The sequence below is a fragment of the Streptomyces sp. NPDC028368 genome, from assembly GCF_055565615.1.
This window is the reverse complement of sequence record NZ_JBVHTY010000010.1, coordinates 131,452-155,793: the sequence shown is the minus strand read 5'-3', so window position 1 is coordinate 155,793 and position 24,342 is coordinate 131,452. Positions and strand designations below refer to the sequence as shown.

Genomic DNA, 24,342 nt, shown 5'->3' with positions numbered 1-24,342 from the left:
GCCTCCCCACCGAAGTAGGGGCGGATCTGGCAGCCGCGATGGCATTCAATCACTTACCAGCAGGCGTGCACGACGCCTTGTCAGCATTGTCGGTCAGTCCGGTGACACACTCGGTGCCGATGGCCTCCAATCGACTGCCGCAGGACGCGGGCGCGCGACCCTCCCCAGGCATGATTCTCGACCGTCTCGCCCGGGGCGCGACCCGCGCTGCGCGCATCACTCATACGGAGCACTTGCCCCCGCGCATCGGAAGCCATGCCGACTGGCCCGAAGAGATCCGGCCGGAAGTGATCGATGCCATCCGTTCGGCCGGAATCGATCGTCCCTGGGCTCACCAGGCACGGACATCCGAACACGCGCTGCGCGGCGAGTCGGTCGTCGTCGCCACCGGGACCGCCTCCGGCAAGTCCCTGGCGTATCTCGCGCCGGTCCTCTCCACGCTCCTGGACGGCTCCGAGGCGCCCAACGGGCGGGGGGCCACGGCCCTGTATCTGGCGCCCACCAAGGCGCTGGCGGCCGACCAGCGGCGTGCCGTACGCGAGCTGGCCGCCCCGCTGGGCACCGCCGTCCGGCCCGCGGTCTACGACGGCGACACCCCGGTCGAGGAGCGCGAATGGGTGCGCCAGTACGGCAACTACGTCCTGACCAACCCCGACATGCTGCACCGCGGGATCCTCCCGGCCCACCCCCGCTGGTCCTCCTTCCTGCGCGCGCTGCGCTATGTCGTCATCGACGAGTGCCACTCCTACCGCGGCGTCTTCGGGTCCCATGTCGCGCAGGTCATACGCCGGCTGCGCCGGATCTGCGCCCGCTACGGCGCCGAGCCGGTCTTCCTGCTGGCCTCCGCCACGGCCGCTGAGCCCGGCGAGGCCGCGACCCGGCTGACCGGGCTGCCCGTGGTGGAGATCACCGAGGACACCTCGCCGCGCGGCGAGCTGGTCTTCGCGCTGTGGGAGCCGCCGCTGACCGAACTCCACGGCGAGCAGGGCGCCCCGGTCCGCCGCACCGCCACCGCCGAGACCGCCGATCTGCTCACCGACCTCGCCATCCAGGGCGTCCGCACCGTCGCCTTCGTACGCTCCCGGCGCGGCGCCGAACTGATCGCCCTGATCGCGCAGGAGCGGCTCGCCGAGGTGGACCGCTCGCTGCCCGCCCGGGTCGCCGCCTACCGGGGCGGCTATCTGCCCGAGGAACGCCGCGCGCTGGAACGCGCCCTGCACAACGGCGACCTGCTCGGCCTGGCCGCGACCACCGCCCTGGAGCTGGGCGTGGACGTCTCCGGCCTGGACGCCGTGATCATCGCCGGCTATCCCGGCACCCGCGCCTCCCTGTGGCAGCAGGCCGGCCGGGCGGGACGGTCCGGTCAGGGCGCCCTCGCCGTCCTGGTGGCCCGCGACGATCCGCTGGACACCTATCTCGTCCACCACCCCGAGGCGCTCTTCGACCAGCCGGTCGAGTCCACCGTCCTGGACCCGGACAACCCCTATGTCCTCGCCCCGCACCTGTGCGCGGCCGCCTCCGAACTCCCCCTCACCGAGGCCGACTTCCCGCTCTTCGGTCCCGCGACCGCGGGGCTGCTGCCGCAGCTGGAGTCCGCCGCGCTGCTGCGCCGGCGCGCCACCGCCTGGCACTGGACGCGCCGCGAGCGGGCCGCCGACCTCACCGACATCCGCGGCCAGGGCGGCTCGCCGGTGCAGGTGGTGGAGGCCGGCACCGGGCGGCTGCTGGGCACCGTGGACGCCGGCGCCGCGCACACCACCGTCCACGAAGGCGCCGTCCACCTCCACCAGGGCCGCACCTACCTGGTCAGGCAGCTCGACCTGGACGACTCCGTCGCCCTCGTCGAGGAGGCCAGCCCGCCGTATTCCACGACGGCCCGCGACACGACCGCCATCTCCATCCTCGAAACCGACACCGAGATCCCCTGGGGTGACGCCCGGCTGTGCTTCGGCTCCGTCGAGGTCACCAACCAGGTCGTCTCCTTCCTGCGCCGCAAGCTCATCACCGGCGAGGTACTGGGCGAGACGAAGCTGGACCTGCCGCCGCGGACGCTGCGCACCCGCGCGGTGTGGTGGACGGTCACCGAGGATCAACTCGACGCCGCCCGCGTCAATCCCCAGCAGCTGGGCGGCGCGCTGCACGCCGCCGAACACGCCTCCATCGGCATGCTCCCGCTGTTCGCCACCTGCGACCGCTGGGACATCGGCGGCGTCTCCGTCCCGCTCCACCCGGACACCCTCTTGCCGACCGTCTTCGTCTACGACGGCCACCCGGGCGGCGCCGGCTTCGCCGAGCGCGCCTTCCACACCGCCGCCGACTGGCTCACCGCCACCCGCAGCGCCATCGCCGCCTGCGAGTGCGACGCCGGCTGCCCGTCCTGCATCCAGTCCCCCAAGTGCGGCAACGGCAACGATCCGCTCCACAAACGGGGCGCGATCCGGCTCCTGGGCGAGCTGCTGCGAGGGGCCGCGCAGGGGGCGTAGCGGGTGCGCTGCGGCGCCCTGTGCGGCATCGGCGGCCGGCCCGGCTCTGGCTCGTACCCGCGCGGTGTACGGGGCGCGGCCCGCCTCGGCCGAGACGTCGGCGACCGCTCCGGCCAGGGTGCAGCGCACCAGTCGGGTGTGCTGTGCCGCGGCCACCCGCAGCGCCGCCGCGCAGGCCGTGGCCTGCCCCTGGAGGGCACGATCCGCGGCGGCCAGCGCCGCCAGGTCCGCGGCGCCACCCGCCCGGTGCCGCGCCGTGACGGCCTGGCCCACGCCGATCAGGGCCACGAACACCGCGCAGAGCGCCGCGGCCGCAAAGACCGTCCACACCGTCGCGGAGCCTTCATCGCCGCCCCACCGTCTCCTCCGCAACCGTCTCCTCCGCAAGAGCCACCGCCTCCCCTCTGACCTGCGCCGTCAGCCGCCCCAGACCGGGCAGCTCGGCCTCGACCCGTACGCGCACCAGATCGCCTTCCCGCGCCACCGCGACCCGCGCGCCCGGGGGAGCCGCGCCCCGGGCCGCCTGGATCACCGCCGCCGGCGGCTCCGACCGCGCGGCCGCCCGCGCCCCGGCCCGCGCCGCATCCACACACTCGATGCGGGCGCAGACCGCCATCAGCCCCCAGACGAGCGCCGCCACGACCGCCACCAGCACCGGCATCACGACGGCCGTCTCCGCCGTCACGAAGCCCGCGTCCCGAGCGGTCCGGCCGCGCGGGCCGGCCTCAGAACTGGACACTCAGTGCCCTCTCGAGCGCACCTTGCAACAGGTCCGCCACTGCGCCGCTGGTCACGACCTTGTAGAGGACCGCCGCCAGGGCACAGGCCGCGAGCGTGCACATGGCGTACTCCGCCGTGGCCATCCCCCGGTCCGCCTCCGCGGCGCGCACCCGCATCCACCAACGTCGAAACATGCCAACCCCCTTGAACTCATGACTCGTGGATCTCCCTTACTTCCAGATCTCAGTGACGCCCCAGCAGTCCGCCCGCCAGACCGATCAGCACCGGCGCCACCCCGAGCGTCAGGAACGCCGGCAAGAAGCACGCCGACAGCGGCAGGGTGACCAGCACCCCCGCCCGCCGGGCTCGCGCGGCCGCCGCTCTGCCGTGCTCCGCACGGAGCTCCGCCGCGATCCGCGCCACCGGCTCGACGGCCGGCACGCCCGATATCCCGGCGCGCTCCATACAGCGCGCCAGCCCCTCGGCCCCGGGGAGGGCGGCCAACCGCGGCCATACGACGGCCGGTTCACCGCCCAGACGGAGTTCCGCAGCCACTTGGCGCAGCCGCTCGGCGACGACGCCCTCCAGTGACCGGCCCACCACCTCGGCCGATTCCCGTGGCCCGGCCCCGGCGGCGAGGGTGGCCGCCAACAGGTCGGCGACCGGAGCCAGTTCGGCACGCACGTCGGCCTCCGCCAACCGCCCGGCTTCCGCGGCCCGTTGCCGTACGAGCCAGAGGTGCGCGCCGTAGCCCACGGCCAGCCCCGATATGACACCGGCCATTCCATCGACGAGAATGATCACGAAACCCGCCGCCCCCAGCGGCCCCGCCCACTCCTTGAGCCGACGGCCCATCCGGCCGTCACCCTTCGCCCGGCGCCCGCCGGCACGCGGCGCCGGCCGCCCGCGGCCCACGATCGCCCGAGCCCGTCTGCGTAGGGTCCGCTCGCGGCGGGCCGCTCGCACCAGCGCCGGCGCGTACGCCACAGCGATCGCAACCGCCGGCACTGTCCCCAGCCTGTGGACAACTTCCACGCTCACCGCACACCCCTCTCCTCGCCTGCGTCCACGACGATCCGCGCCGTCCAGGCCACGCCGCCCCACTCCAGTAGTCCGCCGATCACCAGACAGCCCCATCCGGCCGGGGTGTGCAGCAGCACCCGCAGCGGGTCGGCTCCGAGAGCGCTGCCCATCAGGAGCCCGCACACCGGGAGGAGTGCGAGCATCAGCGCCGTGGCCCGGGGGCCCGCCAACTGGGCGCGCAATTCCTCCTGTTGGTCGCGCCGGGCCCTGAGGCCGGCCGCGATCCGTTCCAGACCGGAGGCGAGCCCGGCGCCGCCCTGCACCGCGACCTGCCAGCAGGCCGCCATCCCGGTCAGCCCGTCGGCCCCGGGCAGCCGCGCCGCCGTGCGCAGCGCCTTGGGGACATCACCCCCATAACGCGCGGCCGCCAGCACCGCCGCGCCTTCGCCCCCGAGACCCGTCGCCCCGGTGGCGAGCAGGGCCCGGTCCGGCTGCTGTCCGGCCCGCAGTTCGCCCGCCACGGCCGCACACAGGCCGATCACCTCCGCCGTACGCCGGTCCCGTGCGCGCTCCGCACCCCGGGCGGCCAGCCACCTCCGGATGACGAACGCGGCCGCCGGCGAGGCGAGCACCGGCACCACCGACCCGCCGGCCACGCCGATCCCGAGCCCCACCGGGAAACACCAGGCCTCCCGCCCGATACGGCCACGGCCCCAGCGGCCGGCGCGCCACCGGGCCCACCACCGCGCCCTCTCCGGTGGCCTCCCGAACAACTCCCGAGCCCGCCGCCCCGGAATATCCCGCCACCCGCCTGCCGGCCACCCCGCCCCACCCGCGCAGAGCACCGCCATCACCGCCACCACCGCCGCTCCCGAGCCCGAAATCCCCCTCACCGCTCGCCACCCCGCGCGCAGAGCTCCCTCAGCCGCCCCCAGCCACGCGCCTCCCGGAAGCCGTCCGGGGCCCAGAGCGCGGCCGGTACGGTCACCACGAGGCCGTCGCGGTCCCGCTCCAGAACATGGATCTCGGCGATCCGCCGGCACCCTGACCGATCGCGTACCAGATGCAGTACGACCGAGAGCGCGGCCGCCAGCTGGCTGTGCAGAGCGGCACGGTCCAGGCCGGCCGTGGAGCCCAGGGCCTCCAGCCGCGCGGGGACGTCGCACGCGGCATTGGCATGCACCGTGCCGCAGCCGCCCTCATGGCCGGTGTTCAAGGCCGCCAGCAGGTCGGTGACCTCGGCGCCGCGCACCTCGCCGACCACCAGCCGGTCCGGTCTCATTCGCAGCGCCTGCCGCACGAGGTCCCGTAGCGTCACCCGCCCGACGCCTTCCTGGTTGGCCGGACGGGTCTCCAGCCGCACCACATGGGGGTGGTCGGGCCGCAGCTCCGCCGAATCCTCGGCCAGGACGATCCGCTCGTTCGGGCCGACCAGCCCCAGCAGCGTGCTGAGCAGCGTCGTCTTGCCCGAGCCCGTGCCGCCACTGATCACAAAGGACAGCCGGGCCGCCAGCACCGCGGCGAGCAGCCGGTCGCCGCCCGGTGGAACCGTCCCGGCCGCCACCAGGTCCGCCAGGGTGAAGGCCCGGGGCCGCAGCACCCGTAGGGACAGGCAGGTCCCGGCGACCGCCACCGGGGGCAGCACCGCATGCAGCCGGGTGCCGTCCGGGAGCCGGGCGTCCGTCCAGGGACGGGCGTCGTCGAGCCGGCGCCCGGCCACCGCCGCCAGCCGCTGGGCGAGCCGGCGTACCTCCGCCGCGTCCCGGAAGCGCACCGCCGTCCGCTCCAGTCCGCCGCCCCGGTCCACCCACACCTCGTCCGGCGCGGTGACCAGGACGTCCGTCACATCCGGCGCGGCCAGCAGAGGCTCCAGCGGCCCGCTGCCCACCATCTCGGACCGCAACGCGGCCACCACGCCCAGCACTTCGGCGTCCCCCAGGAGCCTCCCCTCCTCGCGAAGCGCCACCGCCACCCGGGCCGGCGTCGGCTCCGCCCCCGCCTCGGCCAGCCGCCTGCGCACCACGTCCAGCAGGTCCTGGCCGCTCATGCGCCCACACCGCCCCGGACAGCGGTGAATGCCGGCCTGCCGACGGGCGGACGGGACCGGGACGGGTCCGGGCCCGAGGGCGCCGGCATCCGCCCCCAGAACGCCGCACAGAACCGGGCCAGCGGACCCCGCGGCTGGGATCCCGGCGGCACACCCCGCGCCGTATCCCCCAACAGGCCCGCTTCCCATGCCAGTTCGCCGGCCAGCGGAAGCTCCAGTAGGCGGGCGATCTCCTCCGGGTCCAGGCCGGGGTCCGGCCCGGGGTCCGGCCCGGGGCCGCCCCGCGCGACCACGCGCACATCGCCGAGCACTCCCCGCACCCCCGCCGCCACCCGCTGCGCCGCCGCGACCGCGCGCAGCTCCCCGGGAACGATCAGCAGCCCCAGGTCCACCTGCGCCAGCGCCTCCGCCACCGCGTCATCGACCCGGCGGGGCAGGTCCACCACCACGACGCCGCCCCGTCGGCGCGCCGCCGCCAGCACCGCGCGCATGGCCGGTGGCGGAATGGCGACCTCGCCGCCCCGGTCCCAGCTGAGCACCCGCAAGGAGTGCAGCCGCGGCAGCGACTCCGCCAGGGCGCCGCCGGCCACCCGGCCCCGTGATTCGCGGAAGGCGGGCCAGCGCAGCCCCTTCTCCTTCTCCCCGCCGAGCAGGACGTCGAGCCCACCGCCCAGCGGATCGCCGTCCACCAGCATGGTGCGCGCTCCCTTACGGGCCGCCGTGACGGCGAGAGCGCAGGCCAGGGTGCTCGCACCGGCCCCGCCTCGGCCGCCGATGACGCCGACCGTGCGGGCCGGCGGGCCGACGCCCTCGACCGCGTCGGCGATCCGGTCGACCAGCCAGCGCTCACCGTCGGGGAGCGCCAGCACCCGTTCCGCCCCGATGGCGACGGCCTGCCGCAGGAGCGCGGGATCGTCGGCGTCGTGACCGGCCAGGACCACGCCCTCCCGGCGCCCGGCGCCACCCAGCCGCGCCGCGCAGTCCTCGCCGATGATCACCAGGGCGGCCGATTCCCAGCCCCTTTTTCGCGCCGGCAGACCGTGCGCCACCTCGGGCAGTGCACCGGCCGCCGCGCTCAGCCGCAGAAGATCATCGAGAAGCCGTTCATCCTCGGTGATGATCAGCAGGCGGCCCCGCTCTTCCTCGCTTCGATCCGGCCGTTCGGAAGTCATGGATCCGGCCACGTTCCGTCCCCCTATCGCTACACAACTCATGCATCCGCGAACTCGCGGACTTTCACGGTGCAGCGATCGGAAAAATCTCGTGGATCTTGACCCAAAACTGTGGACAACTCCGCGGCTGTGAATATCCCCGTCACCTATTCCGGCGACGAACCACTACTTCTACGGCCACAGAGCGGGACGAAGCCCGACAAGAAGATCCGGCCCGAAGTTGAGCTTTCGCAGAGCAGCGCAGCAGCTACAGGCAGTTACGAGTAATGCGCGTCGACGACGGGCGTCACGCGAGAGAAGGGGAACGGCGGGATCCGGGTTCCGCGACGCAAAACGCGTCCGGACATGCGACGACCCCCGCCGGGGGGGAGAGCGGGGGTCGTCCCCACGGCCGACTCGGGGGGGGAGGAGCCGGACCGGGTTAGCACGGTCGCGAACGATCCGTGACTTCCATGGTGTACCCGAGAGCCTTCTCAGGCAAACCCACGCGCCACACCTTACGCCGAATGGTTGGCCCCTATGCTCGCCCCGTGGAAAACCACTCCGTGCCTCACTCGACACCCCGTACTGCCGCGTTCTTCGACTTGGACAAGACCGTCATTGCAAAGTCGAGCACGCTGACCTTCAGCAAGTCGTTCTACCAAGGCGGCCTGATCAATCGCCGGGCTGTCCTGCGCACCGCGTATGCCCAGTTCGTGTTCCTCGCCGGCGGCGCCGATCACGACCAGATGGAGCGTATGCGCGAATATCTCTCCTCGCTCTGCCGCGGCTGGGATGTGGCCCAGGTGCGGGAGATCGTCGCCGAAACGCTGCACCGTCTGATCGACCCGATCATTTACGACGAGGCGGCCTCACTCATCGAGGAACACCACGCCGCCGGGCGGGACGTCGTCATTGTCTCCACCTCCGGCGCCGAGGTCGTCGAGCCGATCGGCGAACTCCTGGGCGCCGACCGGGTGGTGGCCACCAGAATGGTGGTCGGCGAGGACGGCCGCTTCACCGGCGAGGTGGAGTACTACGCCTACGGGCCTACCAAGGCGCAGGCCGTCCGGGAGCTTGCCGCGTCCGAGGGCTACGACCTGGACCGCTGTTACGCGTACAGCGATTCGGCGACCGATGTCCCGATGCTGGAGGCGGTCGGCCACGCCTTCGCGGTCAATCCGGACCGCGCGCTGCGCCGCGAGGCGGTCGCGCGCGGCTGGCCGGTGCTGTCCTTCAACCAGCCGGTACCCCTCAAACAGCGACTGCCGACACTGTCGCTGCCCCCGCGTCCGGTGCTCGCCGTCGTCGCCGCGGTGGGCGCGGCGGCCGCCACCGCGGGCCTTGTCTGGTACACGAGCAGGCGCAGAACGACGGCCAAACGCCTAGCCCGTATTGCCCGCATTTGAAGCCAAACGTAAATATCTGCGGTGCGGGGTTCCACTTGCCCCGCATCAGTAGTACAAAGGACTTAACGGCCCGCGAGACCAAGGACATCCGAGAGGACTACCTGAAAACGCAGCAAGGCCCACGGACCGATGCATGAAAGTCGGGCACCCACGCGACGCCGACCCGTCGATTACGGGCCAGCCGCACCAGGTAACGGACAAAGATTCCGACCTGATCGGCAAATATCGTGCACGCATGGTCACGCGACGGACATGCCAGCGACGGTACCCATCGGCAACGGGTACCGTCGCAACCCCTTTCCGGGGTAATGAAGTTCCGGCCTGTTAAAGGCCGGTCGAGGGCGCCGCCGTTCAGGGCGGGCGCCCTTACACCTGCTTATGCCGCGCCGCGCTGCAGCGCCTCGCAGACCGCGGTGCTCTCCCGCGCCCCCAGGTCCACCGCGCGGCCGCAGTGCGCGATCCACGCCGCGACGCCCTCCGGAGTCCCCGAGGCATAGCCCTCCAGCGCCGCCACGTACGCCGCACGCCCCAGCTCGGCGTGCCCGACCTCCGCCGGGCAGATGGACTTCGGGTCCAGCCCGCTGCCGATCAGCACGATCCGCTCGGCCGCCCGCGCGACCAGCCCGTTGTACGAGCCGAAGGGGCGCAGCGCCAACAGCTCGCCGTGCACCACCGCGGCCGTCACCAGGGCCGGGGCCTCGCTGCCGGCCAGCAGCAGCCGCGTCAGCCCGTCCAGCCTTCCGGCGACCTCATCGGCGTCCGGCAGCGCCAGCTCGATGAGCGGTTCGTCCACCGGCTCGGCCCCCAGTCGCGGCCGCCCCACCGCCTCGTCCGCCGCACCTCCGCCGGCCGCCACCAGGTGCAGGCGTGCCAGCACCCGCAGCGGCGACTGCCGCCATACGCTCAGCAGCTGCCCGGCCTCGGCGGTCAGCCGCAGCGCGGCGCCGACCGTCCGCGGCTCGCCGTCCACGCCGAAGTCGGTGCGCCGCCGGACCTCCTCGAGCGCCCAGTCGGCCCCCGCGAGCGCCGCGGAACCACGCGCTCCGCGCAGCGCCGCCTCGGAAGTGACCTCATTGCTGCGGCGTCGCATGATCCGGTGCCCGTAGACCCGGTCGACCCCCTTGCGCACGGAGTCCACCGCTTCGAGGACCCCCGGGAGCGACGCCAGGGCGGCGAGCGGATCGGCGCCGGCGTTCGGGGGTGCGGGGGTCGCGCCCCGGGAGTGTGCAGCCATGGGTACGACCCTACGCACCACCAGGCCGGACCCCTCGAAGGAGTGGTCTTCTTCACGCAAAGCCCTCACCCATCGCGATATGACGATTACCCTTGGTGAACATGAAGATCGCTTTCGTAGGCAAAGGCGGCAGCGGCAAGACCACGCTGTCCTCCCTGTTCATCCGCCATCTCGCCGCATCCCGGCTCCCCGTCATCGCGGTGGACGCCGATATCAACCAGCACCTGGGCGCCGCCCTCGGTCTGGACGAGGCGGCGGCCGCCGCGCTCCCCGCGATGGGCGCCCATCTCCCGTTGATCAAGGACTACTTGCGCGGCAGCAACCCCCGCCTCCCCTCCGCCGAGACGATGATCAAGACGACGCCGCCCGGCGAGGGGTCCCGGCTGCTGCGGGTCTGCGAGGACAACCCCGTCTACGACGCCTGCGCCCGCACCGTGCCGCTGGACGACGCCTCCGTGCGGCTGATGGCGACCGGCCCGTTCACCGAGTCCGATCTGGGCGTGGCGTGCTACCACTCCAAGGTCGGCGCGGTCGAGCTGTGCCTCAACCACCTGGTGGACGGCCGCGAGGAGTATGTCGTCGTTGATATGACGGCCGGTTCGGACTCCTTCGCCTCTGGGATGTTCACTCGCTTCGACATGACCTTCCTGGTGGCCGAGCCGACCCGTAAGGGCATCGCCGTCTACCGCCAGTACAAGGAGTACGCCCGGGACTTCGGCGTCCCCCTGAAGGTGGTGGGCAACAAGGTGCAAGGCCCGGACGACCTGGCCTATCTGCGCTCCGAGGTGGGCGACGATCTGCTGGTGACCGTCGGGCACTCCGACTGGGTGCGCGCCATGGAAAAGGGCCGCCCGGCCCCCTTCGCGCAGCTGGAGGAGGCCAACCGCCGTGCTCTCGAGGCCCTGCACAGCGCGGCGGACGCGTCCTACGAGCGCCGCGACTGGGAGCGCTACACCCGCCAGATGGTGCACTTCCACCTCAAGAACGCGGAGAGCTGGGGCAACGCCAAGACGGGCGCCGACCTGGCCGCCCAGGTCGATCCCGCGTTCGTACTGCTGGAGGGGGCGGCTACTCCACAACCGGCCTGATCCGGGCATCCGCACCGGCGGGCAGCACCGGCCCGTCCGGCCTGTCCGCCGGTCCGCGCGGGGCGCCTTCGGGGCCGCCGGAGAGATACGAAGCCCAGCCGCCCTGCGGCGACTCGCCGACCGACAGCTCCTGCAGCCTGGCCAGCACCTCGGGCTGCTGCGCGTCCAGCCACTCGGTCAGCTGCTTGAAGCTGACGCACCGCACGCCCGTCCTGGGGCAGATGGCCTTGATCGCTTTCTCGACGGCCCTCATGTAGGTCCCGCCGTTCCAGGACTCGAAGTGGTCGCCGATGAACAGCGGTGCGCGATTGCCGCGGTAGGCCCGCGCGAAGCCCTCCATGACGCCCGCGAACATCTGCCGGCCCCAGGAGGCGTGCAGGGCGCGGTCGCCGTGGGTGGTGCCGGACTGGTTGGCGAGGAAGTTGTAGTCCATCGAGAGGGTCTCGAAGTCCCGGCCGGGCATCGGTATCTCCTGCAGCGGAAAGTCCCAGAGGCCGGCGGTCTTCCGCGGCCAGGTCTGCAGCCCCCCGGACGAGCTGGCGTCGTAGCGGAAGCCCATCTCCTTGGCGGCGGGTATCAGGTTGTGCTGCCCCTCCAGGCACGGCGCCCGCCCGCCGACCAGTTCCTTGGAGTAGTCGAACGGCAGCGGCTGCTCGGATATGAGGCCCGAGTTGGTCTTCCAGTGTTCGACGAACGCCTCGGTCTGCTCGATCTCGCTGATCCATTCGTCGGGCGTCCAGACCCCGACGCCCCGGGGGCCGCAGAAGTGGCCGTTGAAGTGCGTGCCTATCTCGTGGCCGTCCTGCCAGGCGCCGCGCATCTGCGTCACGGTGTCCCGGATGCCTCTGACGTCATTGAAGCCGATCTCCGAGGTGCCGACGGCGTGCCGGGGCGGGGCGTACAGGTCCCTCTTGTCCTCCGGGAGCAGGTAGACGCCGCTGACGAAGAACGTCATGGCCGCCTGGTACTTCTTGCCGACCGCGCGGAAGTGCGAGAACAGCTTCTGGCCGTCCTCGCCCGCGCCGTCCCAGGAGAACACCACGAACTGCGGGGGCCGTTTGCCCGGCTCGAGGCGCACGGGGGTGGGCTGGTGCGGCTGCTCACCGGTGTACGCGGTCGAGCCGTCGCCTATGAGCTGGACCGTCTGGGCGGGGACATGCGGCGCGGCCCGTCCCTTCCTGGTGTTCTGCGGCGGGCCGCCGCGGGTGGGCCCGCCGCAGCCGGCTATCGCAGCCAGCGCCACCGCTGCCGCAATTCCCGCCGTCACCTTCGCCGGTGTCGCCATCGGCCCACCTCATTCCCGATGCCGTAGCACCTTCCGAGTGATTAATAGGAAGAACTACCCATAGCGGGATGCAAGCTCATAACTAGGAGAAAGAAGGCAGCCTAATGGTCATTAAATTCACCCCATAGAGGGAACGACTGCCTCATATGCCCGAAAAGGCTTCTCTTTATCTTTACGCGTCATTACGATCCGTTTACCGATGCTTGGGAGTCACCAGGTCGTCGACCCATCGCGACGACCACCTGGTCGGCTCGCGTCCCGCCGCAGTACACCGCCGCCCACGATCGCGCCCCGCGCGACCGCGTCGCCCCGGAGGAGACGGGAATGTCGCAGATCGAGAAGTCGCCACCGCCGAAGCCGCGTGCCCCGCATCCCGCCGAAATCCCGCCCGAGATTCCGCCCGAGTTCCCGCCCAGGATCCTCAAGGCTCCGGTGCCCGAGCCTCGCGTCAAGGAGGCCGGCCTCGCGGCTCTCCGCCGGGACCTTTCCGCCTCCGTCGTGGTCTTTCTGCTCGCCGTTCCGCTGTCGCTCGGCATCGCGCTCGCCACCGGCGCCCCGCCGCAGGCGGGCCTGGTCGCCGCGGCCGTCGGCGGCATTGTCGCCGGCCTGCTGGGCGGCGCCCCGCTCCAGGTCAGCGGGGCTGCCACCGGGCTCCTGGTGGTCACCGCCGATCTCGTACAGCGCTATGGCTGGCGGGCCACCTGCGCCATCACCGTCCTCGCCGGCCTCGTCCAACTCGCGCTGGGGGCGCTGCGGTTCGCCCGTGCGGCGCTGGCGATCAGCCCGGCGATCGTGCACGGCATGCTGGCCGGGATCGGCGTGACGATCGCCGTCGGGCAGCTCCATGTGGTGCTCGGCGGCAGCCCCGACAGCTCGGCGCTCGACAACGCCGCGGCACTGCCCCGCCAGTTGGAGCACCCGCATGCGGCCGCGCTGCTGATCGGCGCCGTCACGGTCGCCGTACTGGCCGGTTGGAAGCATCTGCCGGGCCGCGGCGGGCGCTGGGCACGGGTGATCCCGGCCCCGCTGGCCGCCGTCCTCGCCGCGACGGCCGTCAGCGCCGGAATGGCGGTGCCGCGGGTCGATCTGCCCTCCTGGCAGCCGCCCGGACTGCCCGCGCTGCCGGACGCCTCCTGGCCGGCCGTCGCCGCCGCGGTGCTGACCGTCACCCTGGTAGCCGGCACGGAGTCGCTGCTGTCCGCGGTGGCGGTGGACCGTCTCGCGGCCGAGCGGCCCGGCGCCCCCGGGGGCCGCTCGAAGCTCAATCGGGAGCTGGCCGGACAGGGCGTCGCCAACGCCGTCTCCGGGCTGCTGGGCGGTATGCCGGTCTCCGGTGGCGCGATGCGCGGCTCGGCGAATGTGAAGGCGGGCGCGGCGACCCGGCGTGCCACCGTGCTGCACGGCGTATGGGTGCTGCTCTGCGCGGGCCTGCTGGCCGGGACGCTGGAGCTGATCCCGCTGGCCTCGCTCGCCGCCCTGGTGATGGTCGTCGGCGTACGGATGGTGAGCTTCGCGCATATCCGCCATGTGCAGCGGCACCGCGAATTCCCGGTGTATGCCGTTACGTTGGGCGCGGTCGTGCTGCTCGGCGTGCTGCAGGGCGTGGCAGCGGGCATCGCGATCTCGGTGTTCCTGGCGCTGCGCCGGCTGACGCACACCCGCATCGCGGTCACGGAGGAGGCCGACTGCCACCGGGTGCGGGTCAGCGGGCAGCTGACGTTCCTGGCCGTACCGAGGCTGACCCGGGCGCTCGCTCTGGTGCCGGCCCGCGCCAACGTCGTCGTCGAGCTGTGCGGTTCGTTCATGGACCACGCCGCCTACGAGGCGCTGCGGTCCTGGTCCGCCGGGCACCGGGCGCACGGCGGCTGGGTCACCCTCGGGGGCCGCTCGGGCCGCCCGATCGCCGAACCCGCCAGCGCACACTCCTGCCGCCCGTGGACGCCCTGGCGCAACCACCACTGCACCCGGCCCGACCCGGCCCGCGAGGCGGCACCGGCGAGCAGCGGCAGCCAACTGCTCGGCGGGGTCAGCGCGTTCCAGCGCCATACGGCCCCGCTGGTGCGCGAGGAGCTCGCCCGTCTGGCGCGGGAGGGGCAGCGGCCCACCCAGCTGTTCCTGACCTGCGCGGACTCCCGGCTGGTCACAAGCATGATCACCTCCAGCGGTCCGGGCGATCTCTTCACCGTGCGCAATGTCGGCAATCTGATGCCGCCGCCCGGCTCGGACGCCTCCTGCGACTCGGTGGCGGCGGCGATCGAGTACGCCGTGGAGGTGCTGCGGGTGGGCTCGATCACGGTGTGCGGGCATTCGGGGTGCGGTGCGATGGGAGCGCTGCTGGCCTCCGCCGCGCCGGACGAGGCCGAGCCGACGCCGCTCGCCCGGTGGCTGCGGCACGGCCGCCCGAGCCTGGCCCGTATGCGGCGCATCGGGCGGCTGGGCCGGGGCGAAGTCGCCATCGACAACCGGCCGGTGACCGACGACCAGGAGCGGCTGGCGCTCGTCAACGTCCTGCAGCAGCTCGACCACCTGCGGGCACACCCGTGCGTGGCCCGCCGGGTGGCGGAGGGCTCGCTCGCCCTGCACGGCATGTATTTCCATGTCGGCGACGCACAGGCGTACGTGCTGGACGAGGCCTCCGGGCAGTTCGCGGCGGTCCACGGCGAGCCGGCGCCGGTCCGCGTCTGACCTGCGCGGGCGCCGCCGAAGAGCCCTGCGGAGGACCGGCGCCCGACAGGTCTACACCAATAGTTTTCCACAGCCCTTGTCACGGCCGGGCGCGGGCTGATGAGCTATGGCCTGGGACACATCTGACGGCCCGGGAATGGGAGATGTTGTGAGCAACGAAAGCCTGGCCAACCTATTGAAAGAGGAGCGACGGTTCGCACCGCCCGCCGATCTGGCCGCGCATGCCAACGTCACGGCTGCCGCGTACGAGCAGGCCGCGGCGGACCGGCTGGGCTTCTGGGCCGAGCAGGCCAAGCGCCTCAACTGGGCGGTCGAGCCCACGCAGACACTCGACTGGTCCAACGCGCCGTTCGCAAAATGGTTCGCCGACGGCAAGCTCAACGTCGCGTACAACTGCGTGGACCGCCATGTGGAGAACGGCCTGGGCGACCGGGTCGCCATCCACTTCGAGGGTGAGAGCGGCGACACCCGCTCGATCACCTACGCCGAGCTCCAGCGCGAGGTCTCCAAGGCCGCCAACGCGCTGATCGAGCTGGGCGTGCAGACCGGCGACCGGGTCGCGATCTACATGCCGATGATCCCGGAGACGGTCATCGCCATGCTGGCCTGCGCCCGCCTGGGCGCCCCGCACTCCGTCGTCTTCGGCGGCTTCTCCGCGGACGCGCTGGCGACGCGGATCAACGACGCCGACGCCCGCGTGGTGATCACCGCCGACGGCGGCTACCGCCGCGGCAAGCCGTCCGCCCTCAAGCCCGCCGTGGACGAGGCGCTGACCAGGCCCGGCACGGAGAACGTCCGCAGCGTTCTGGTCGTGCGCCGTACGGGCCAGGAGGACATCGCCTGGCACGACGACCGGGACGTGTGGTGGCACGAGATCGTCGAGCGGCAGAGCGAGACGCACACGCCCGAGGCCTTCGACGCCGAGCACCCGCTGTTCATCCTCTACACCTCCGGCACGACGGGTAAGCCCAAGGGCATCCTGCACACCACCGGCGGCTATCTCACCCAGGTCTCGTACACCCACCACGCCGTCTTCGACCTCAAGGCGGAGACCGACGTCTTCTGGTGCACCGCCGACGTCGGCTGGGTGACCGGCCACTCGTACATCACCTACGGCCCGCTCTCCAACGGCGCGACCGAGGTGCTCTACGAGGGCACGCCGGACACGCCGCACCAGGGCCGCTGGTGGGAGATCGTGCAGAAGTACGGCGTGACGATCCTCTACACCGCGCCGACCGCGATCCGCGCCTGCATGAAGTGGGGCGACGACATCCCGGCGAAGTTCGACCTGTCGTCGCTGCGGATCCTCGGGTCGGTCGGTGAGCCGATCAACCCCGAGGCGTGGATCTGGTACCGCAAGCACATCGGGGCCGATACGACGCCGATCGTCGACACCTGGTGGCAGACCGAAACCGGCGCGATGATGCTCAGCCCGCTGCCGGGCGTCACGGAGACCAAGCCGGGCTCGGCGCAGCTGCCGCTGCCCGGCATCGCGGCGACGGTCGTGGACGACGACGCCAACGAGGTGCCCAACGGCGCCGGCGGCTATCTGGTCCTGACCGAGCCGTGGCCGTCGATGCTGCGCACCATCTGGGGCGACGACCAGCGCTACCTCGACACGTACTGGTCCCGCTTCGAGGGCAAGTACTTCGCGGGCGACGGGGCCAAGAAGGACGACGACGGCGACATCTGGCTGCTGGGCCGGGTGGATGACGTGATGCTGGTGTCCGGCCACAACATCTCCACCACCGAGGTCGAGTCGGCGCTGGTCTCGCACCCGAAGGTGGCCGAGGCCGCGGTCGTCGGCGCCGCCGACCCGCAGACCACCCAGGCCATCTGCGCCTTCGTCATCCTGCGTGGCGGCGCGTCCGCCGAGGACGAGGGCCTGGTCGACGAGCTGCGGGCGCATGTCGCCCAGCAGCTCGGCCCGATCGCCAAGCCCAAGCGGATCATGCCGGTCGCGGAGCTGCCCAAGACGCGCTCCGGCAAGATCATGCGGCGGCTGCTGCGCGATGTCGCCGAGAACCGTGATCTCGGCGATGTCACCACTCTCACCGACTCCTCGGTCATGGACCTGATCCAGGCGAAGCTGCCGAGCGCGGCCTCGGAGGACTGATCGGAGTACGTCCCGCAGGGGGCACCGGCCGACTCGGCCGGTGCCCCCTTTGGCGTTCGCTCGGCGGCCGAGTGCCCGATATGTACGTAAAGTGAGACCTGCCGGATAGCCTCACACATCCGCCCGGTAAAGTGGTGAGCGCGTTAATGACACGCCAAGAAATTCAGGGTGCGCCGGGAAGTCTGGTCGGCAACTGCAACAGCCGTACACAGCTGCCGAATTGACCGGAGGTCATCCCGTGAACGCGCCCAAGACCCGTCGTTCCATATTCCTCGGGCGGATGTCACTGCCGGAGCGGAACTTCATCGCGGACGCGCTGCGCGCCGAGACCGTCGGCGGAGTCCTCCTTCTCGTCGCCGCCGTTGTAGCCCTGATCTGGGCAAACACCCTGAGCGGCAGCTACGCGTCGATCCGCGATTTCCACCTCGGCCCCACCTCGCTGGGCCTGGACCTCTCCGTCCAGCACTGGGCCGCCAACGGCCTCCTCGCCGTCTTCTTCTTCGTCGCCGGTATCGAGCTCAAGCGCGAGCTGGTCGCGGGCGAGCTGCGTGACCCCAAGGCCGCCGCCCTCCCGGTGATCGCCGCGATCTGCGGCATGGCAATGCCCGCGGTCGTCTACGCCGCCGTCAACGTCATCGGCGGCGGCTCGCTGCAGGGCTGGGCGGTTCCCACCGCCACCGACATCGCCTTCGCCCTCGCCGTCCTCGCGGTCATCGGCACCTCCCTGCCCTCCGCGCTGCGCGCCTTCCTGCTCACCCTCGCCGTCGTCGACGACCTCTTCGCGATCCTGATCATCGCGATCTTCTTCACCTCGAAGCTCAACTTCCTGGCGCTCGGCTTCGCCGTCGTCGGCCTGGTGATCTTCTATCTGCTGCTCCGCAAGGGTGTCCGCGGCTGGTACATCTACGTCCCGCTCGCGCTGGTCATCTGGGGCCTGATGGAGAACAGCGGGGTGCACGCGACCATCGCGGGCGTCGCCATGGGCCTGATGCTGCGCTGCCACCGGCGCGACGGCGAGAGCCAGTCACCCGGCGAGCACATCGAGCACCTGGTCCGCCCGCTCTCGGCCGGCCTCGCGGTGCCGCTGTTCGCGCTGTTCTCCGCCGGTGTGTCCATCTCCGGCGGCGCGGTCCACGACGTCTTCACCCGGCCCGAGACGCTCGGCGTCGTGCTCGGCCTGATAGTCGGCAAGGCACTGGGCGTCTTCGGTGGCACCTGGGCCACCGCCCGCTTCACCAGGGCGGAACTCAACCCCGACCTCAAATGGCCGGACGTCTTCGCCGTCGCCGCGCTCGCCGGAATCGGCTTCACGGTCTCGCTGCTCATCGGCGAGCTGGCCTTCTCCAAGGACCTCGCGCTGGCCGCCGAGATCAAGGCATCGGTGCTGGTCGGCTCGCTGCTGGCCGCCGTTTTCGCGGGCGTGCTGCTCAAAGTCCGCAACAACAAGTACAAGAAGCTGTGCGAGGACGAGGAGCGGGACGATGACCAGGACGGCATCCCCGACATCTACGAACTCGACAAGCCGGAATACCACCTGCGCATGGCCGCGATCCACGAGGCAAAGGCCGCCGAACACCGCCGCCTTGCCGAAGTAGCCGCCGACGCACACGCCGGAGACGATGGTCCGGCATGATCTGAGAGGCTTGGCAATCCGGGTGAAGACAAGAGGGAGACGGCGATGAGCGCAGCCGACGGGAGCACGGACCGCAGCCTCGGGCAACTGGTGGCCACGGCCACCGCCGAGATGTCCGCACTGGTGCATGACGAGATCGCGCTGGCCAAGGCGGAGTTCCGGCAGGACGCCAAGCGGGCCGGCATCGGCAGCGCCGCGTTCGTGGTGGCGGGCGCGCTGGCGCTGTTCGCGCTGCCGGTGCTCAGCTTCGCGGCGGCGTACGGCATCCACAACCTCGGCCTCGGGCTCGCCTGGTCCTTCCTGATCGTCGGCGGCGCCTTCCTGGTCCTCGCCGGCCTGCTGGTCCTCATCGCGATGGCCAAGATCAAGAAGATCAAGAAGCCGGAGAAGTCCATCAACTCCGCCAAGCAGACCGCGGCCGTACTGCAGAAGGCCAAGCCACACCCGCGCGTCGCGCCCGCGGACCACCCGGTCCTGGAGTCTGTGACACGCTCGTCGGTATGACAGCCCCTGACAGCACCGCCGCGGTCGTACGGATCGGCATCCCCGGCGGGAGAGAGGTCTCGCACCGGGACGTCGCGGCGAACGGCGCGCGATTCCACATCGCCGAGATGGGCGACGGCCCCCTGGTGCTGCTGCTGCACGGCTTCCCGCAGTTCTGGTGGACCTGGCGCCACCAGCTCCCCGCGCTCGCCGACGCGGGCTTCCGGGCGGTCGCGATGGACCTGCGCGGCGTCGGCGGCAGCGACCGCACCCCGCGCGGTTACGACCCGGCGAACCTCGCCCTCGACATCACCGGCGTCGTGCGGTCCCTGGGCGAGCCGGACGCCGCGCTCGTCGGGCACGACCTGGGCGGCTATCTGGCCTGGACGGCGGCGGTGATGCGGCCCAAGCTGGTGCGCCGGCTGGCGGTCTCCTCGATGCCGCACCCGCGGCGCTGGCGCTCGGCGATGCTCGCCGACGTACGGCAGAGCGCCCGCAGCTCGCACATCTGGAACTTCCAGCGGCCCTGGCTGCCGGAGCGCCGGCTGACCGCGGACGACGCGGCGCTGGTCGGCCGGATGATCCGCGACTGGTCCGGGCCCCGGCTGCCCGAGGACGACGACGTCGCGGTCTACCAGCGGGCGATGAGCATCCCCTCGACGGCACACTGCTCGATCGAGCCGTACCGCTGGATGGTGCGGTCGATGGCCCGCCCGGACGGCATCCAGTTCAACCGCCGCATGAAGATGCCGGTACGGGTCCCGACTCTGCATCTGCACGGCTCGCTCGACCCGGTGATGCGCACCCGCAGCGCGGCCGGTTCCGGCGAATACGTCGAGGCCCCCTACCGCTGGCGGCTCTTCGACGGGCTGGGCCACTTTCCGCATGAAGAGGACCCCGCGGCGTTCTCCACGGAACTGATCAACTGGCTGAAGGACCCGGAACCGGACCGGTGAGACCCGGAACCGGGGACCGGTGAGGCCGGGCCTCCGGGGACCGCTGAGCGGACGCCGTGGGCCGCTGAGCGGGCAGTTGAGGCCGTTCGGTGCGATCCGATCACAGCGATCTCGAACGTTCGTGTGACGAACAGCCAATTGCCTGGCGCATAGGCCAATTGGCGGCTCCCGGGGCGGTTACGGACCTTGGGCCACGGGCAGTGTCGTGGGTATGGGCTGGACGCACGACTACCGTGACGTGGCACGCAACCGCCGCAGCAGTGCCGCTGCAGTGGGCACTCGAGAGAGGGAAACCCCGGATCTCAGGTCCGGCGGCTCCCCCGATCCCGGGCACCCGATGGGCATTCCGCGCATCCTGCGCCGCAGAGCGCGCTGGATGAGTGCGCGCCTTCGCCATCCCCGAAGTTGAGCCGCCGCGCCCCGGCGCGCGCCCCGGCGGCACCGGCGCGGGAAACCTCGGTCCCCCGCGCCGCGCGCCTCGCCTGTCTCAGATCGCGCAGCCCTGGCTGTTGACCTGCCGCACGGCCGTACGCCCCTTGGTGATGTCCTCGCGGATCTCGTCGGCGGTCAGTGCGTAGCCGGTGTGGGAGTCGTCCAGCGACTTCGCGAAGACGACGCCGTAGACCTCACCCTTAGGGGTGAGCAGCGGGCCGCCGGAGTTGCCCTGCCGGACCGTGGCGTAGAGCGAGTAGACATCCCTGGCGACCGTGCCGCGGTGGTAGATGTCCGGGCCGTTGGCCTGGATACGGCCGCGGATCCGGGCCGCGCGGACGTCATAGCCGCCGTTCTCCGGGAAGCCGGCGACGATGGCGCTCTTGCCGCTGTTCGCGTCCGGGCCGGAGAACTTCAGCGCCGGGGCGTCCAGCGAGGGCACGTCCAGGACCGCGATATCGCGCTCCCAGTCGTAGAGCACCACCTTGGCGTCGTACTGGCGCCCCTCGCCGCCCACCTGGACGGTCGGCCGGGTCACACCGCCGACGACATGCGCGTTGGTCATGACGCGGTGCTTCCCGAAGACGAAGCCGCTGCCTTCGAGGACCTTGCCGCAGCTGGGCGCCGTACCGACGACCTTGACGATGCTGCGCTTGGCGTGCGCCGCCACCGGGCCGCCCGCCAGCGCCGGGTTGGGCGCGGGCACGTTCGTGATCGGCTCGTTGGAGAACGGCGTGAAGACCTGCGGGAAGCCGTTCTGCGCGAGCGCGGCGGAGAAGTCCGCGAACCAGGTGTTGGCCTCCTGAGGCATCACCCGGGACACGCCCAGCAGCACCTTGGAGTTACGGACCTCCTTGCCGAGCGTCGGCAGGGACGTGCCCGCCAGGGCCGAGCCGATCAGCCACGCGACCAGCAGCATCGCCAGGACGTTGACCAGCGCGCCACCGGTCGCATCCAGGGCCCGCGCCGGTGACCAGGTGATGTAGCGGCGCAGTTTGTTGCCCAGGTGGGTGGTGAGCGCCTGGCCCACCGAGGCACACACGATCACGATCGCGACCGCCGCGATGGCCGCGAAGGTGCCGGGCGTCGCGTCGCCGGTGATCTCGTTCCAGATCACCGGCAGCAGATACACCGCGATCAGGCCGCCCCCGAGGAAGCCGATCACGGACAGGATGCCGACGACAAAGCCTTGCCGATAGCCGACGATCGCGAACCACACGGCGGCGACCAGCAGCAGGATGTCCAGGACGTTCACGCCGGACACCGTCTCACGAGCGCCAGTCGAGCGGGACCTGCTTGTCACGGTCCCACGGAATCTCCCAGCCGGCGTAATGCAGAATCCGGTCGATGACACCGGCCGTAAAGCCCCAGACCAGGGCGTTCTCGACAAGGAACGCCGGGCCGACGTGTCCACTGGGGTGGCGGGTGGTCACCCGATGTGCCGGATCCGTGAGATCCGCCACGGGAACCGTGAAGACCCGGGCGGTCTCCGCCTGGTCCACCGCGCCCACCGGGCTCGGCTCGCGCCACCAGCCCAGGACGGGCGTCACGACGAAGCCGCTGACCGGGATGTAGAGCCGCGGCAGTACACCGAAGACCTGGACACCGGCCGGATCGAGGCCGGTCTCCTCCTGGGCCTCGCGCAGCGCCGCCCGCACCGGGCCGTGCCCCTCGGGATCGCCGTCCTCCGGGTCGAGGGCGCCACCGGGGAAGGAGGGCTGGCCGGCGTGCGAGCGCAGGGTGCCGGCGCGCTCCAGAAGCAGCAGCTCGGGGCCGCGCGGGCCCTGGCCGAAGAGGATCAGCACCGCGGACTGCCGGCCGCCGCTCTCGGGCGGCAGGAAGCGGCTGAGCTGCCGCGGCTCGATCGTGGCGGCCGCGCGGGCCACCGGGGCCAGCCACTCGGGCAGGCCGTCGGCCGTGACGGTAACCTCCCGGCCGCACACCGTCCCCGCGCGGGTCTCGGTCTCCTCGCCGTACTGCTCCCGTGCACTCGTCATACGCGCCCCTCAGCCCCTGGCATCTATGGTCGGTCCCCCTTCTGGGGGCCTCCGGTGGTCATCGCGGCGGCCGTCATGAGGCCGCCATCGGGGGCGCGGGCTGCCCCGGATAGTCGGCCGGCGGCTTCAGCCGCTGCCCCGGCTGACCGCCCAGCTCGTACTTCAGCAGCTTCTTCGCCTTCTCCGGGTCCGTCTCGCCCTCGCCGTACGAAGGGCAGAGCGGGGCGATGGCGCAGGCGCCGCAGGCGGGCTTACGGGAGTGGCAGACGCGGCGGCCGTGGAAGACGACGCGGTGCGAGAGCATCGTCCACTCGCTCTTGGGGAAGATCGCGGCGACGTCCGCCTCAACCTTCTCGGCGTCCTCCGCGGTGGTCCAGCCGAAGCGGCGCGACAGCCGGCCGAAGTGCGTGTCCACGGTGATCCCCGGCACGCCGAAGGCATTGCCCAGCACCACATTGGCGGTCTTGCGGCCGACACCGGGGAGCGTGACGAGGTCTTCCAGGCGGCCCGGCACCTTGCCGCCGAAGCGGTCGCGCAGCGCCGCCGACAGCCCGAGCAGCGATTTGGTCTTGGCCCGGAAGAAGCCGGTCGGCCGGATCAGCTCCTCCAGCCGCTCGGGGTCCATCGCGGCCAGGTCCTCGGGCGTCGGACAGACCGCGAACAGGCGCGGGGTGGTCTGGTTGACCCGCAGGTCGGTGGTCTGCGCCGACAGCACCGTGGCGACCAGGAGCTCGAAGGGGTTGGTGAAGTCCAGCTCCGGGTGGGCGTACGGATACAGCTCGGCCAGCTCCTGGTTGATCCGGTGCGCCCGCCGCACCATGGCGGCCCGCGACTCGGGCTTGCGGGCGGGAGCCTTCTTGGCGGGGGCCGCCTTCTTCGCGGCGGCGGACTTCTTGGCAGGAGCGGACTTCTTGGCGGGGGTTTTCTTGGCCGCGGCGGTCTTCGTAGCGGCGGTCTTCGTAGCCGCCTTCTTCGTCGCGGCCGTCTTCTTCGCGGCGGTCTTCGTCGCGGCAGGCGCCTTGGCCACCGCCGCCTTCTTCGTCGCGGCGTCCTTCGTCGTCACGGCCTTCTTGGCGACGGTCTTGGCTGCGGACTTGGCTGCGGTCTTCTCGACGGCCTTCTTGGCTGCCGCCGGCTTCGCGGGGGTTTCCTTCACGGCGCCCTTCTTCCCTGCCGAGGTCTTGCCTACCAAGCTCTTCGATACGGAGGTCTCAGCGGTTGCGTCCGCCCGTATCCCGCGCTTGGCCGCCGCGTCCCGCGTCGCTCCCGAAGCCGGCCGCGACGCGCCGGACCGCTGCGCCGCCCCCGTCCGGCCGGACGTCACCCCGGAGAGGGATTTGTTACCTTTATCCGCATTCGCCGCATCGGTGGACGGGTGTTCGCCCACAGCGGAATCGCCCTCGGCGCTCACTCGCTCAGCCCCCGAGTCCCTTGCTCTCACCGGCGTATTGGACACTCGGCCAGACTAAGGCCACCCACTGACATCCGCCCCGGCCACTGTGATTCGTGACCCCAATCGGCCCCCTGCCTTATGGCTTGCGGCACCGGTCCGGCAAACTTGTGATTGATCGCACTGTTTTGCATTCCGGCATGATGGGGA

Annotated in this window: 20 protein-coding genes and 1 pseudogene; 9 read left to right on the top strand and 12 right to left on the bottom strand. The window is 71.7% G+C overall.

Going from position 1 to position 24,342, the window contains the following annotated elements:
• Positions 1-38: 38 nt before the first annotated feature.
• The gene (locus ACZ4S3_RS23610; RefSeq protein ID WP_467937269.1) at positions 39-2,483 is read left to right on the top strand and encodes a DEAD/DEAH box helicase; all 2,445 of its coding nucleotides are present in this window, start codon (positions 39-41) and stop codon (positions 2,481-2,483) included.
• A gap of 96 nt (positions 2,484-2,579) precedes the next feature.
• On the opposite strand, the pseudogene ACZ4S3_RS23605 reads toward ACZ4S3_RS23610, so the two are convergent.
• The 7 genes and pseudogenes from ACZ4S3_RS23605 to ssd all read right to left on the bottom strand — a co-directional run.
• Positions 2,580-2,813: pseudogene (locus ACZ4S3_RS23605) on the bottom strand (Rv3654c family TadE-like protein); the annotation flags it as partial.
• Positions 2,814-2,826: 13 nt separating this feature from the next.
• Complete coding sequence (locus tag ACZ4S3_RS23600) at positions 2,827-3,222, bottom strand: TadE family type IV pilus minor pilin (protein WP_467937267.1); 396 nt, start codon at positions 3,220-3,222, stop codon at positions 2,827-2,829.
• Entirely contained in the window at positions 3,209-3,397 is a 189-nt protein-coding gene (locus ACZ4S3_RS23595) for a DUF4244 domain-containing protein (RefSeq protein WP_467937265.1), read from the bottom strand. The genes ACZ4S3_RS23600 and ACZ4S3_RS23595 overlap by 14 nt, the downstream gene beginning before the upstream one ends.
• Before the next feature lie 49 nt (positions 3,398-3,446).
• A complete protein-coding gene (locus tag ACZ4S3_RS23590; RefSeq protein WP_467937263.1) occupies positions 3,447-4,058 on the bottom strand; it encodes a type II secretion system F family protein in 612 nt (203 codons plus the stop codon).
• A gap of 182 nt (positions 4,059-4,240) precedes the next feature.
• Positions 4,241-5,077 (bottom strand): type II secretion system F family protein, encoded by an 837-nt coding sequence (locus tag ACZ4S3_RS23585; protein ID WP_467937577.1) that lies wholly within the window; start codon positions 5,075-5,077, stop codon positions 4,241-4,243.
• A 38-nt stretch (positions 5,078-5,115) separates the two neighbouring features.
• Entirely contained in the window at positions 5,116-6,273 is a 1,158-nt protein-coding gene (locus ACZ4S3_RS23580) for a TadA family conjugal transfer-associated ATPase (RefSeq protein ID WP_467937261.1), read from the bottom strand.
• Positions 6,270-7,457: a septum site-determining protein Ssd gene (gene ssd, locus ACZ4S3_RS23575; protein ID WP_467937259.1), complete on the bottom strand. Its 1,188-nt coding sequence runs from the start codon at positions 7,455-7,457 to the stop codon at positions 6,270-6,272. Before ssd ends, ACZ4S3_RS23580 begins: the two co-directional genes overlap by 4 nt.
• 494 nt (positions 7,458-7,951) lie before the next feature.
• On the opposite strand from ssd, the gene ACZ4S3_RS23570 reads away from it, so the two are divergent.
• Complete coding sequence (locus ACZ4S3_RS23570) at positions 7,952-8,833, top strand: HAD family hydrolase (protein WP_467937257.1); 882 nt, start codon at positions 7,952-7,954, stop codon at positions 8,831-8,833.
• A 376-nt stretch (positions 8,834-9,209) separates the two neighbouring features.
• Here ACZ4S3_RS23570 and ACZ4S3_RS23565 read toward each other — a convergent pair whose 3' ends face one another.
• Entirely contained in the window at positions 9,210-10,067 is an 858-nt protein-coding gene (locus tag ACZ4S3_RS23565; RefSeq protein WP_467937255.1) for a Fic family protein, read from the bottom strand.
• Positions 10,068-10,168: 101 nt separating this feature from the next.
• Here ACZ4S3_RS23565 and ACZ4S3_RS23560 point away from each other — a divergent pair, with 101 nt between their 5' ends.
• A complete protein-coding gene (locus tag ACZ4S3_RS23560) occupies positions 10,169-11,155 on the top strand; it encodes an ATP-binding protein (protein WP_467937253.1) in 987 nt (328 codons plus the stop codon).
• On the opposite strand, the gene ACZ4S3_RS23555 is transcribed toward ACZ4S3_RS23560, so the two are convergent.
• On the bottom strand, positions 11,136-12,440 hold the full coding sequence (locus ACZ4S3_RS23555) for a polysaccharide deacetylase family protein (RefSeq protein ID WP_467937251.1): 1,305 nt from the start codon (positions 12,438-12,440) through the stop codon (positions 11,136-11,138). The two genes, ACZ4S3_RS23560 and ACZ4S3_RS23555, sit on opposite strands and share 20 nt — an antisense overlap.
• A gap of 324 nt (positions 12,441-12,764) precedes the next feature.
• On the opposite strand from ACZ4S3_RS23555, the gene ACZ4S3_RS23550 reads away from it, so the two are divergent.
• From ACZ4S3_RS23550 to ACZ4S3_RS23525, 6 genes are all read left to right on the top strand, one after another.
• Positions 12,765-15,125, top strand: coding sequence for a SulP family inorganic anion transporter (locus tag ACZ4S3_RS23550; protein ID WP_467937249.1), 2,361 nt, complete (start codon positions 12,765-12,767; stop codon positions 15,123-15,125).
• Positions 15,126-15,273: 148 nt separating this feature from the next.
• Positions 15,274-17,241, top strand: coding sequence for an acetate--CoA ligase (gene acs, locus ACZ4S3_RS23545; protein WP_467937247.1), 1,968 nt, complete (start codon positions 15,274-15,276; stop codon positions 17,239-17,241).
• Positions 17,242-17,521: 280 nt separating this feature from the next.
• Entirely contained in the window at positions 17,522-18,874 is a 1,353-nt protein-coding gene (nhaA, locus tag ACZ4S3_RS23540) for a Na+/H+ antiporter NhaA (RefSeq protein ID WP_467937575.1), read from the top strand.
• Between the two features lie 45 nt (positions 18,875-18,919).
• A complete protein-coding gene (locus ACZ4S3_RS23535; RefSeq protein WP_467937246.1) occupies positions 18,920-19,378 on the top strand; it encodes a phage holin family protein in 459 nt (152 codons plus the stop codon).
• Positions 19,375-20,313, top strand: coding sequence for an alpha/beta fold hydrolase (locus ACZ4S3_RS23530; protein ID WP_467937244.1), 939 nt, complete (start codon positions 19,375-19,377; stop codon positions 20,311-20,313). The genes ACZ4S3_RS23535 and ACZ4S3_RS23530 overlap by 4 nt, the downstream gene beginning before the upstream one ends.
• Positions 20,314-20,524: 211 nt before the next feature.
• Positions 20,525-20,722 carry a hypothetical protein gene (locus tag ACZ4S3_RS23525; protein ID WP_467937243.1) on the top strand — a complete coding sequence of 66 codons (198 nt, stop codon included), beginning with the start codon at positions 20,525-20,527 and terminating at the stop codon, positions 20,720-20,722.
• Between the two features lie 78 nt (positions 20,723-20,800).
• Here the strand turns inward: ACZ4S3_RS23525 and ACZ4S3_RS23520 are convergent, their stop codons facing one another.
• The 3 genes from ACZ4S3_RS23520 to nth all read right to left on the bottom strand — a co-directional run bounded on the left by ACZ4S3_RS23520 (position 20,801) and on the right by nth (position 23,898).
• Complete coding sequence (locus ACZ4S3_RS23520) at positions 20,801-22,000, bottom strand: MarP family serine protease (protein WP_467937242.1); 1,200 nt, start codon at positions 21,998-22,000, stop codon at positions 20,801-20,803.
• A gap of 13 nt (positions 22,001-22,013) precedes the next feature.
• Complete coding sequence (locus ACZ4S3_RS23515) at positions 22,014-22,742, bottom strand: NUDIX hydrolase (RefSeq protein ID WP_467937241.1); 729 nt, start codon at positions 22,740-22,742, stop codon at positions 22,014-22,016.
• A 73-nt stretch (positions 22,743-22,815) separates the two neighbouring features.
• Positions 22,816-23,898: an endonuclease III gene (gene nth, locus ACZ4S3_RS23510; RefSeq protein WP_467937239.1), complete on the bottom strand. Its 1,083-nt coding sequence runs from the start codon at positions 23,896-23,898 to the stop codon at positions 22,816-22,818.
• Positions 23,899-24,342: the final 444 nt, after the last annotated feature.